Below are 11673 nucleotides of genomic sequence, written 5' to 3' on the forward strand. Positions count from 1 at the left end.
GATGACGACCGCGGACGACGGCGACCTCGTGCTCGGCGCGCTCGGCTCACTGGGCGCCCGGATCGACTGCACCGGTTTCAACCGGCTGGACCTCGAAGGGCCGCAGGTGCTGTGGCTGGTGGTGTCCGGCGCCCTGGACCTGTTCGCGGTGGACGCCGAACAGCAGGGCCAGTGGCACCATCTGGGCCGGCTGGAGGCGGGCGCTCTGCTGCTCGGTCCGGTCGCCGGACCCCAGCACACCCTGGTGGCCCGCCCGTTGCGGGACTGCGTGGTCCACCGCATCGGCCTGCGCGAGCTGTACCAGCCCGCCGCCACCCAGACCTGGTCCTACGACGAGTACGGCAACCCCCAGTACGTGCCGCCGACCACCAGCCCCCTGGAGTACGCACTGGCACTGGGCGTCGGCCGCGGCCTGTCGATCCTCTTCCAGGCCCCGATGGCCGCCGGCGAACGGGCGGCGGCCCCCACCGACGACGACGTCTTCTGGATGCAGGTGCCGCCGGGCAGCGTGCAGTACGGCTCGCTGTACGGCGCGGAGGCGGCCGCCGACCTGCTGATGGACCCCGCCCTGTGGCAGAGCGTGGTCGACCAGCAGTACCGGCTGCTCACCACGCTGGACCGGTGGATCGAGCAGCTGGAGCACACCCACGAGACCCGCACCGCGGCCGGTATCAAGGCCGGTGAGGCGGTCCGTGCCCAGGCCGACCGGACGCTGCTGGCCTCCATCGGCAAGGCGACCAAGCGGACGACCGCCGCCGATGCCGACGCTTCGTACGCGGCCTGCAAGCTCGTCGCCCAGGCGGCCGGCATCACCCTCGCCGAGCCCGCGCAGAGCGGCACCGAGAGCGACCGTATCGACCCGGTCGAACGGGTGGCCCTGGCGTCCCGGGTGCGTATCCGGGCGGTACGCCTGGACGGCCGCTGGTGGCGGGACAACGTGGGACCGCTGGTCGGCCATCGTGCCCTGTCCGGCGCCCCGGTCGCGTTGCTGTGGCGGCGCGGCGGCTATGTCGCCGTGCATCCGGCGACCGGCCGGGAGACGCCGATCGAGAAGGCGAACGCGGCGGAGTTCGAGCCGCGCGCGGTGATGTTCTACCGCCCGCTGCCCGACAAGGCGCTCACCCTGCTCGGCCTGCTCCGGTTCAGTCTGCGCGGCACCCGCGGCGACCTCGGCGGTCTGCTCCTCGCCGGGCTGGTGACCGTCGCGATCGGCTCCCTGGTGCCGATCGCGACCGGCAAGGTGCTGGGCGAGTACGTGCCGAAGGCCCAGACGAACCTGATCGTGCAGGTCTGTCTGGCGGTGATGATCAGCGCGGTGGTGTCGGCCGCGTTCACGCTCCTGGAGAACCTCACCATCCTCCGTCTGGAGGGCCGGATCGAGGCCACCCTCCAGCCGGCCGTCTGGGACCGGCTGCTGCGGCTGCCGACGAGGTTCTTCACCCAGCGCTCGACCGGCGAGCTGGCCAGCGCGGCGATGGGCATCAGCGCGATCCGCCGGCTGCTGGCGGGCGTCGGCCCGGTGGTCGCCCAGTCGGTGACCGTCGCCGCGATGAACCTGGGCCTGCTCTTCTGGTTCAGCGCCCCGATGGCGCTGGCCGCGCTCGGCATGCTCGTTGTCATCGGCGCGCTGTTCCTGGGGCTCGGGCTGTGGCAGGTGCGCTGGCAGCGCCGGCTCGTGGTGCTCGGCAACAAGCTGAACAACCAGGCCTTCCAGACCCTGCGGGGCCTGCCCAAGCTGCGGGTGGCGGCGGCCGAGAACTACGCGTACGCCGCCTGGGCGAGCGAGTTCGCGCGCAGTCGGGAACTCCAGCAGAAGGTGGGCCGGATCAAGAACCTCACCACCGTGCTGGGTTCGGTCTACCTGCCGGTCTGCACCCTGCTGATGTTCATGCTGCTCGCGGGCCCGGCGAAGGGCGCCATGGACGCGGCGGCCTTCCTCACCTTCAACACGTCGGTGACGATGCTGCTCACCTCGGTCACCCAGCTGACCGGTTCGTTCGTGTCGGCGGTGGCCGCGCTGCCGCTGTTCGAGGAGATCAAGCCGGTCCTGGAGGCCGCCCCCGAGGTGCGCACCGCCAGCACCCGCCCCGGCCCGCTGTCCGGCGGCATCGAGGCCCGCCGGCTCTCCTTCCGGTACTCCGACGACGGTCCGCTCGTCCTCGACGACGTCTCCTTCGAGGTGCGGCCGGGCGAGTTCGTGGCGGTCGTCGGCCCCAGCGGCTGCGGCAAGTCGACGCTGCTGCGGCTGCTGATCGGTTTCGACAAACCGGTCTCGGGGAGCGTGCTGTACGACGGCCAGGACCTGGGCGCGCTCGACCAGTCCGCGGTGCGCCGGCAGTGCGGGGTGGTGCTCCAGCACGCGCAGCCGTTCACCGGCTCGATCCTGGACGTCATCTGCGGCACCGAGCCGTACACGCCCGAGGAGGCGATGGCGGCGGCCGAGATGGCGGGCCTCGCCGAGGACATCAAGCGGATGCCGATGGGGCTGCACACGATCGTCGCCGGGAGCGGCGCGGTCTCGGGCGGCCAGCGGCAGCGGCTGATGATCGCCCAGGCGCTGATCCGGCGGCCCCGCATCCTCTTCTTCGACGAGGCCACCAGCGCCCTGGACAACGACACCCAGCGCACGGTCATCGAGAGCACCCGCAAGCTGAACGCCACCCGGATCGTGATCGCCCACCGGTTGTCGACGGTGATGGACGCCGACCGGGTGGTCGTGATGGAGGACGGCAAGGTCGCCCAGCAGGGCCCGCCGGCCCAGCTGCTCGCCGACACCGGCGGGCGGCTGCACGAGCTGGTGCGGCGGCAGCTGGCGTGACCGGTCAGGCGTCGAGGCCGGGGATGGGGGCGCCGGAGGGGATCCCGGCGTCCAGGTAGGCGTCGTAGAACTCCCGCCAGTCGGCGGCGTCCTCGGAGTGCGGACCCGCGTGGCCCTCGCCGCGGGCCAGGGCGTCGAGGGCGAGCAGGCACACCTCCCAGCCGGCGCCGTTGCGGGCGGCCGCGTTCGCCTCGGCCAGCACCTGGGTCAGGGTGAAGCGGGTGCGCTTCTCGTCCAGCGCCTCGAGGTCGAAGCGCAGTTCGTCGCCGCCCCAGGTGAAGGACAGGTACCGCGGTTCGTCGGCGGCGAGCACCGTGCCCGTGGCGTTCGCCTGGCGGGGGTCGCCGCTGAACCGGACGGTGCCGCCGTCGCGTGGCTCGATGTCGAGACGCGACGGGAACCAGTGGGCCGACTCGTCCGGGTCGGTGGCGAACCACCAGACGCGCTCGGCGGGATGGTCGTAGGTACGGGTGAACCGGACGGCGGGCCGGCCGTCGTCGAGGGTGAGATAGGTGCCGGTGAGTTCGGCGGCCATGGGGATCAGTCCTTCGAGGAGGGTGCCGTCGCTTCCGTATTCCCGCTCTGACCTGCGGTTAACATCCCCAGCCCGGACCGGGTGCGGGGCCTCGCCGCCGTCGGGTGGTGTCCCTGCCTTGCCCGTGCCACGTGCCGGGCGCAGTCTGGTCCCATGGGCGCTCAGGACGGCCCCACCCTCATCGCATCCGTGCAGCGGGCCCTGCGCCTGCTGGAGGCGGTGAGTGCGCACGAGAACGGCGCGCCGGCGAAACTGCTGGCACGCGAGACCGAGCTGCCCCTGGCCACCGCCTACCACCTGCTGCGCACGCTGGTGCACGACGGGTACGTGCGGAAACTGGACGACGGCGGCTTCATCCTGGGCGACAAGGTGGAGTCCCTGTACTCGGCGAGCCACGCGCAGACGATGCTGAGCCGTGTCCGTCCGGCGCTCGCCGCCCTGCGGGACGAGCTGTCCGCCGCCGCCTACCTCACGTTCTACGAGGACGGTGAGATCCGGGTCGCCGAGATCGTGGACGGCCCCCGTACTCCGCGAGTGGATCTGTGGGTGGGGTTCGAGGACGCCGGACATGCCACCGCCCTGGGCAAGTCCGTGCTGCGCGAGCTGGACACGGATGCCCGCCGGGACTATCTGTCCCGGCACCACCTCCCCGATCTCACACCGCGCACGATCACCAGTGTTCCGGAGCTGCTGCGCAGGATCGAGTCGTCCCCCTCGGCACCGGCCGTCACGGACCTCGAGGAGTACGCGCTCGGCACGGTGTGCGTCGCCGTGCCCGTGTACAGCGGGGACATACTGGGCTCCCTCGGAGTCTCGCTGCCGGTGGAGCGGCAGGCCCAGTTGCGGGAGATCCCGGCGCGCCTGCTCCCGATCGCGAGCCGCGTGACCAGAAGTCTCTCGCTCACTATCTGAAATTCCGCTCCTTGTGGCTGCACACCCCCAGCCCGTTTGCTTGATGAAACGGACATTCCGGGTACATCTCCGTACAGGCGAGGACTGCGGACACAACATGAGCCAGGCCCCCCATCACGACGGCGACCACGTGTCGATGCGGCTGTTCGGGAACCGTATGGCCGGTGCCCTCGGCCCGGAGCGCCGGCGTGCCACCGGACAGCCGCTCCCGGGACTGTCCCTGCTGCCGGTTCTGGTCATCGCCGTCGTCGTGCTCGTCGACAACACCGGAGGGGCGGGAATGATCTGGCTGCCCCTGCTGGCGGCGGGTCCCGCGCTGGCCGCCGCCACCAACGGGCCGGGCGGTGTGCTCGGCGTCGGATTTCTCGCCGCGGCACTGGGCACGACGCTGGGGCTTGAGCAGGACGTGCCGGCTGGTGAGGTGGCGGCCGTACTGTCCGCCCTGCTGGCCGTCACCGCGGCGAGCGCCCTGGCCAGCGGGCTGCGCCGGCGTCGGGAGCGCGTGCTCGCCGCCGTACGCTCGGTCGCCGAAGCCGCTCAGCACGCACTGCTCCAGCCCGTCCCGGAGACCGTCGGCCCGTTCCAGGTGGCCGTCCGATACAGCGCCGCGGCGGCGGAGGCCCGGATCGGCGGGGATCTCTACGCCCTGGTGTCCACCCCGCACGGCATCAGGCTGATCGTCGGGGACGTGCGCGGTAAGGGGCTGCCCGCGGTGGGGACCGCCGCGCTCGTGCTCGGGGTGTTCCGCGAGGCCGCCTACGACGAGCCCGACCTGCTGGCCGTGGTCGGCAGGATCGAGCGCAGCCTGGCCCGCAACCTCGGCCCGGACGACTTCGTCACCGCCGTGGTCGCCGGATGCCCCCGGTCGGGCCACTTGGAGGTCGTCAACTGCGGACACGCTCCTCCGCTGCTGATATCCGCCGCTGGAGACGTCACAGCGGTGGAACCCGCTCATCCCGCGCCGCCGCTCGGGCTGCGCGCTCTCTCGGGCGAGGTGCCCCGCCTCCAGCACCTGTCCTTCACGGCGGGAGACCAGTTGCTGCTCTACACCGACGGGGTCACCGAGGCGCGCGATCACGCTCGCGAGTTCTATCCGCTGGCCGAAGGCGTGGCCCGTCATGTGTCGGAGGATCCGGCGCACATGCTCAGCGCGCTCCACAACGAGCTGCTGACCCACGTGGGCGGCCGGCTGCACGACGATGCCGCCCTGCTCCTGCTCCGCAAGCAGACGGCGGAGACCGCGGACGGCCGGATGTCCGTGCCGGCCCCGGCAGAGGTCGCGCTCTAGAGGGCTAGAGGCTCTGTCCCGGGGCGATATCGGCCCACCTGGTGACCCCGCCCGGGTGGACATGTATCCCATGGCTTGCCGCCAGGGCGTGGACGATCGTCTCGCCGCGGCCGTGCTCGTCCGGGTCGATCCCGGCAGGGCACCACCCCGAAGGAAGGGCGGGTCCCGCGTCGGAGACCTCGATACGCAGGGCGCGAACGCCGTCACCCGGCACCCAGGACAGCCGCAGCACGGCCGGGGGGCAAGCGTGGATGATCGCGTTGGTCACCAGTTCGGACACCACGAGCAGCGCGTCCTCGACGATCTCGGCAGACACGTTCCAGTCGGCGAGCACGGTCGCCGCACGTCGGCGCACGGTCGAGACGGCCCCGGCGACGGGCGGTACCGGACACACGTGTTCGTATGCCGGCCGAAGGGGCGCCCTGAGTTGTACCGCCATTGGTCTCTCCCGGTGGTCTGTCTACCGGTACGGCGTCATTTGTCCACGCATTCCGGCCTCATTGCAAGCTAAGGACTCAAACCAGGGCGGTCAATGAACGGCGGTCGCCATTACCGAACGCGGATCTTCCCGATGCCTCGGCGGCGGCCTCCCGCACGTGAAGCGAAGCGTCCGGGACGGTAATAGGCTCGCCTCATGGCCGGCCCAGTCCAGTCGATCGAGCGGGCGGCGGCGATTCTGCGTCTGCTCGCCGGCGGGCCCCGCCGACTGGGGCTCGGCGAGGTGGCGGCCTCGCTCGGGCTGGCCAAGGGCACAGCGCACGGCATTCTGCGCACGCTCCAGCACGTGGACTTCGTCGAGCAGGACGCGGCGACCGGGAAATACCAGCTCGGAGCCGCCCTGCTGCACCTCGGCACCAGCTATCTGGACGTCAACGAGCTGCGCTCCCGCTCCCTGAACTGGGCCGATGCCCTCGCCGCCCGCAGCGGGGAGTCGGTTCGCCTGGGGACACCCCTGGAAGGCAGCGTGCTCGTCGTCCACCACGTGTTCCGGCCGGACGACACCTTCCAGACCCTGGACGTGGGCTCGCTGCTGCCCCTGCACGCCTCCTCGCTCGGCAAGGTGCTGCTGGCCTACGGGACGGCGACGATCGAGCCCGGCCGGCAGCCGGGGCTGGAGACCTACACCCGGCACACCCTGGCCGATCGCGAGCAGCTCACCCGCGCTCTCGTCGAGGTCCGGGAACTCGGCTGGGCCGCCGAGATCCAGGAGATGACCATGGGCGAGGCCGGGCTCGCCGCGCCGATCCGGGGACACGGCGGCCTCGTCGTCGGCGCCATCGGACTGTCCGGGCCGGTCGAGCGGATCTGCGACAACCAGGGCCGGCCCCGGCAGAGTCTGATCACCCTGACCCGTGACGCCGCGCGGGCGATCTCCAAGGATCTGGGAGCCGGCCGCTGGTAGACCTGGCCGGCCGCCACATCGCCCCGTCGGAAGGCAGACCCGATCATGGCTGAACGGTATGTAATGTCCATCGATCAGGGCACCAACTCGACCCGATGCATTCTGTTCGACCACCGCGGCCGACTGGTCTCGGTCGCGCAGAAGGAACATCAGCAGCACTTCCCCAGGCCCGGCTGGGTCGAGCACGACGCCGTCGAGATCTGGCAGAACCTGCGGCGCATCGGACCGGAGGCGCTGTGCGACGCGGGTGTCGACACGGGACAGATCGCCGCCATCGGCCTGGCCAACCAGCGCGAGACGACCGTGCTCTGGGACCGGCGGACCGGGGCCCCGCTCGGCCGGGCGATCGTCTGGCAGGACACCCGCACGGCGCCACTGGTCGAGGAGCTGAGCCGGCGCCCCGGCGAGGAGTTCTTCCTGGAACGGTGCGGCCTGCCACCGTCGACCTACTTCTCCGCGCTGCGCATCCGCTGGCTGTTCGACCACGTCAAGGGTCTGGAGCAGCGCGCCGCCAACGGCGAGGTGCTGTGCGGAACGATGGAGAGCTGGCTGATCTGGAACCTCACCGGAGGGGCCGACGGCGGCCTGCACATCACCGACGTCACCAATGCCAGCCGCACGATGCTGATGAACATCCGCACGCTCACCTGGGACGACGAGTTGCTGGCCTTCTTCGGGGTGCCCCGCTCGATGCTGCCTGAGATCAGGTCTTCCGCCGAGAACTACGGCGAAGCCCGCTCGCTCTTCCCGGGTGTCGACATCACGGCCACGCTCGGCGACCAGCAGGCCGCGCTCTTCGGCCAGACCTGCTTCTCCCCGGGCGAGGCGAAGTGCACGTACGGCACAGGCAGCTTCCTGCTGCTCAACACCGGCAGCGACATCGTGCGGTCCCGGCACGGACTCCTCACCACCGTCGCCTACAAGATCGACGACCAGCAGCCGGCCTACGCTCTGGAAGGGTCGATCGCCGTCACCGGAGCACTCGTCCAGTGGTTCCGTGACCGCCTGGGTCTGATCAGCAGCGCACCGGAGATCGAGACCCTGGCACGGACGGTCGAGGACAACGGCGGCTGCTACATCGTCCCCGCCTTCTCAGGTCTGTTCGCGCCGCGCTGGCGCAGCGACGCGCGCGGGGTCATCGTCGGACTCACCTCGTACATCACCAAGGGACACCTGGCGCGCGCGGTCCTGGAGGCCACCGGATGGCAGACGCGTGAGGTCGTCGACGCCATGAACGCCGACTTCCCGGTCCCTCTCCAGCAGCTCAAGGTGGACGGGGGCATGACCGCGGACAACCTGCTCATGCAGTTCGTGGCGGACGTGCTCGACGTGCCCGTGGTGCGGCCCATGGTGGCCGAGACGGTCTCCCTGGGCGCGGCCTACGCTGCCGGGCTCGCCGCCGGCTACTGGCCGGACCTGGAAGTGCTGCGCCACAACTGGCACCGGGCCGCGCAGTGGCTGCCCGACATGGAACCCGAGCGGCGGGAGGCGGAGTACGCCGACTGGCTGCGAGCCGTCGAACGGTCCCTGGGGTGGGCCCACCCGCCGCGATCCGCCGACCCGGGCCCGCCGTGACCGCCGGTCCCGGCGTTCTGTCGCCACGCGACTCGGTCGCGGTCGTATGTCCCGCGACACGCGCGTTCCAGCTGTGGTACGCCCCGGCCCGCCGGTTCGATACTCGCTCCATGCGCGTGGAGTACACCCCTGAGGCGATGAGCAGCGCGGATTTCTACAGGTTCCTGACATCGGTCGTCATTCCGCGGCCGATCGCCTGGGTGTCCACGATCACACCGGACGGCAGCACCGAGAACCTGGCCCCGCACTCCTTCTTCAGCATCGCCAGCACCGATCCCCCGATCGTCCAGTTCACCTCGATCGGCCGGAAGGACTCTCTGCGCAACGTCGAGGACACCGGGGAGTTCGTCGTCAACTTCTCGTCCGAACCGCTCCTGCCGCTGATCAACGCCACCGCCACCGACTTCCCCCGCTCCGTCAGCGAATTCGACACGGCGGGCATCGAGCGTGAGGCCAGCAGGTGTGTGCGGCCGCCGAGAGTGGCAGCGGCCCATGTGGCTCTGGAGTGCCGTTCGCACACCACCCTGCGCATGGGCAACTGCACCCTGGTCTTCGGCCGGGTGCTCCATGCCGCGGTGGACGAGGACTGCCTCGCCGACGGCCGCCCCAGCAGCGAGTTGCTGCGTCCGCTCACCAAACTCGGCGGCGATGAATGGGGCACTCTGGGCGAGGTCCTGCACCGGAACCGCATCCCTTATGAGGAGCCCGGCACCGACTGAGCGGGCGATGACGAACGGAGCGGCGGCCATCGCGAGCCTGCCGTGATCCATGATCGATTTCCGCCCCAAACGAAACGTTGCCGTTTCGCTGGAACTGGTCTACTCTCGATGTGTACGAAACCGTTTCGTTCGCGGCCGGGGGACGGCTGTCGCGCCCAAGCGGTTTCCCGGTAAATCCCGAGCGGCTTCCCTGGAGTGGTTCCCCCATGTCTGAGAAGACTCTGACCGACGACGTCCGCGTCGGTGCCCCGGCGGCACCGCCCGCCGACGCCTCCTCCAAGCGGTGGTGGATCCTCGCGGTCATCGCCGTCGCCCAGCTGATGGTGGTGCTCGACGCCACCATCGTGAACATCGCCCTGCCGTCGGCCCAGGCCGACCTCGGGTTCTCCGACGGCAACCGGCAGTGGATCGTCACCGCGTACGCCCTCAGCTTCGCCTCCCTGCTGCTGCTCGGCGGACGCATCGCGGACCTGTTCGGCCGCAAGACCGCCTTCCTCGTGGGAGTCGTCGGCTTCGCCGCCGTGTCGGCTCTGGGCGGTGCCGCGAACGGCTTCGGGATGCTGGTCACCGCACGCGCCCTGCAAGGCGCCTTCGGCGCGCTGCTCGCCCCGACCGCCCTCTCCTTGCTCAACACCACGTTCACCGACGCCCGTGAGCGGGCCCGGGCGTTCAGCGTCTACGGCGCCATCGCCGGCGCCGGCGGCGCGGTGGGTCTGCTGCTCGGTGGTGTCCTGACCGACACGTTCGACTGGCGCTCGACGCTGTACGTGAACGTCGCGATCGCCGTCGTCGCCTTCGCGGGCGGCATGGCACTGCTGCACAACCACCGCGACGCCGGGAACTCCAAGCTGGACGTTCCGGGCACCGTCCTGGTCGCCGCAGGTCTGTTCTCGCTGGTCTACGGCTTCTCCAACGCCGAGACGCACGACTGGGGTTCGCCGCTGACCTGGGGCTTCCTGCTCGCCGGCGTCATACTCCTCGCGGCCTTCGCCTGGTGGCAGACCAAGGCCAAGTACCCGCTGCTGCCGCTGGGCATCCTGCTGGAGCGCAACCGGGCCGCCTCGTTCCTCGCCGTGCTGATCTCCGCGGGCGGCATGTTCGGTGTGTTCCTCTTCCTCACCTACTACCTGCAGCTGAACCTCGGCTTCAGCCCGACGAAGACCGGTCTGGCGTTCCTGCCGATGATCGGCGCCCTGATGGTGACCGCACAGGTCGGCACCCAGGTCCTGGTGCCGCGGATCGGCCCGAAGGTGGTCGTCCCGCTGGGCTTCGCGGTCTCCGCGGTCGGCATGGCCTGGCTGACCGGGATCGGCGTCGGCTCCAGCTACGTCAGCGCGGTGCTGCCCCAGCTGATCGTGACCGGCCTCGGCCTCGGCCTGGTCATGCCTGCGTCCATGCAGCTGGCCACGGGCGGGGTGACGGCCGACGAGGCGGGCGTCGCCTCCGCGACGGTCAACGCCATGCAGCAGGTGGGCGGTTCGATCGGTACGGCACTGCTCAACACCCTCGCGGCGAGCGCGGCGACGGACTACCTGGCCGGGCGGGACGCGACCAGCAAGCTGGTACAGGCCCGGGCGACGATCGAGAGCTACACGACCGCGTTCTGGTGGTCGGCCGGCATGTTCGCGGCGGGCGCGGTGATCGCCTTCCTGCTGTTCCGCAAGGGGGTGCCGCAGCAGGACGCGGACGCGGCGCCGGTCGTCCACATGTGACGTGATCTTCGGAGAGCCGCCGAAGACCGAGGGGTCGCCGTCAGCAGGGAGACGGCGGCCCTTCACCTTTCACAAAACGCCCCCCAGTCAAGCCATTTGCGAGAAATTCACCGGGTCGAGTGAACCTGATCTTGCGCCGCCCGCATCAGGGATGGCAGACGCCCCCGACGGGTACCAACCGGTCCCGTACGCGCCCTGTACCAGGGGGAGCAGAGATGACGCCGGAAGCGGACGAACCCGGGCTGCCCGCCGCCAACTCCTGTGCGCGGAGCCGCCGGTGCGGGACGTATCTCGTCGTCGAGGTCTTCGGCGAGGTGGACATCGCCACCGAGGATCTGGTCGCCGAGCATCTGCTCGCGGCCACCGCCGGGACCGAGCCGGATGTCCTCGTCGATCTGCGGCGGCTGGACTTTCTCGACTGCTCGGGACTGCGGGTGCTGTGCCGGGCCGAGGCACGGGCCAGGGAGCGGGGCGGGCGGCTGCGGCTGGTGTGCGAAGGGCCCCGCGTTCCGCGGCTGCTCAGGGCCTCGGGTCTGCTGGGGCGATTTCCGCCGCTCCCCGGGCTTCCCCGGGACGGGAGCGCCGGGGAGCGGCGGTGATGCCGGGGGGGGGGGGGGCCCCCCCCCCACCCCCCCCCCCCCCCCCCCCCCAAGACCTTGTACCCCCAGACAGCGGCCCCCCCCCCCCCAACCGAACCCCAACAGCACAAACC

General features: G+C 70.9%; 10 protein-coding genes. 8 read left to right on the forward strand and 2 right to left on the reverse strand.

The annotated features are described in order from the left end of the window. The first annotated feature begins 1 nt into the window (after position 1). A complete protein-coding gene (locus ABZ642_RS07920) occupies positions 2–2818 on the forward strand; it encodes an NHLP bacteriocin export ABC transporter permease/ATPase subunit (protein WP_360478841.1) in 2817 nt (938 codons plus the stop codon). A 4-nt stretch (positions 2819–2822) separates the two neighbouring features. On the opposite strand, the gene ABZ642_RS07925 is transcribed toward ABZ642_RS07920, so the two are convergent. Further along, positions 2823–3353: an SRPBCC domain-containing protein gene (locus ABZ642_RS07925; protein WP_360478844.1), complete on the reverse strand. Its 531-nt coding sequence runs from the start codon at positions 3351–3353 to the stop codon at positions 2823–2825. 153 nt (positions 3354–3506) lie between these two features. On the opposite strand from ABZ642_RS07925, the gene ABZ642_RS07930 reads away from it, so the two are divergent. Together ABZ642_RS07930 and ABZ642_RS07935 are read left to right on the forward strand one after the other, a co-directional pair. After that, the gene (locus ABZ642_RS07930) at positions 3507–4265 is read left to right on the forward strand and encodes an IclR family transcriptional regulator C-terminal domain-containing protein (protein ID WP_360478846.1); all 759 of its coding nucleotides are present in this window, start codon (positions 3507–3509) and stop codon (positions 4263–4265) included. A 97-nt stretch (positions 4266–4362) separates the two neighbouring features. Beyond that, a complete protein-coding gene (locus ABZ642_RS07935) occupies positions 4363–5553 on the forward strand; it encodes a PP2C family protein-serine/threonine phosphatase (protein ID WP_360478849.1) in 1191 nt (396 codons plus the stop codon). Between the two features lie 4 nt (positions 5554–5557). Here ABZ642_RS07935 and ABZ642_RS07940 read toward each other — a convergent pair whose 3' ends face one another. Continuing rightward, positions 5558–5992: an ATP-binding protein gene (locus tag ABZ642_RS07940; RefSeq protein ID WP_360478852.1), complete on the reverse strand. Its 435-nt coding sequence runs from the start codon at positions 5990–5992 to the stop codon at positions 5558–5560. Between the two features lie 195 nt (positions 5993–6187). Here ABZ642_RS07940 and ABZ642_RS07945 point away from each other — a divergent pair, with 195 nt between their 5' ends. The 5 genes from ABZ642_RS07945 (at position 6188) to ABZ642_RS07965 (ending at position 11560) form a co-directional block, all read left to right on the forward strand. Beyond that, positions 6188–6955: an IclR family transcriptional regulator gene (locus ABZ642_RS07945; protein ID WP_360478855.1), complete on the forward strand. Its 768-nt coding sequence runs from the start codon at positions 6188–6190 to the stop codon at positions 6953–6955. Positions 6956–7000: 45 nt separating this feature from the next. Next, entirely contained in the window at positions 7001–8530 is a 1530-nt protein-coding gene (glpK, locus tag ABZ642_RS07950) for a glycerol kinase GlpK (RefSeq protein WP_360478858.1), read from the forward strand. Positions 8531–8640: 110 nt separating this feature from the next. Further along, positions 8641–9249, forward strand: coding sequence for a flavin reductase family protein (locus tag ABZ642_RS07955; RefSeq protein WP_360478861.1), 609 nt, complete (start codon positions 8641–8643; stop codon positions 9247–9249). 206 nt (positions 9250–9455) lie between these two features. Further along, on the forward strand, positions 9456–10961 hold the full coding sequence (locus ABZ642_RS07960) for an MFS transporter (RefSeq protein WP_360478864.1): 1506 nt from the start codon (positions 9456–9458) through the stop codon (positions 10959–10961). Positions 10962–11176: 215 nt separating this feature from the next. Continuing rightward, entirely contained in the window at positions 11177–11560 is a 384-nt protein-coding gene (locus tag ABZ642_RS07965) for an STAS domain-containing protein (protein WP_360478867.1), read from the forward strand. Positions 11561–11673: the final 113 nt, after the last annotated feature.

Source organism: Streptomyces sp. NPDC007157 (assembly GCF_040634235.1).
In the GTDB taxonomy this organism is placed as follows: domain Bacteria; phylum Actinomycetota; class Actinomycetes; order Streptomycetales; family Streptomycetaceae; genus Streptomyces.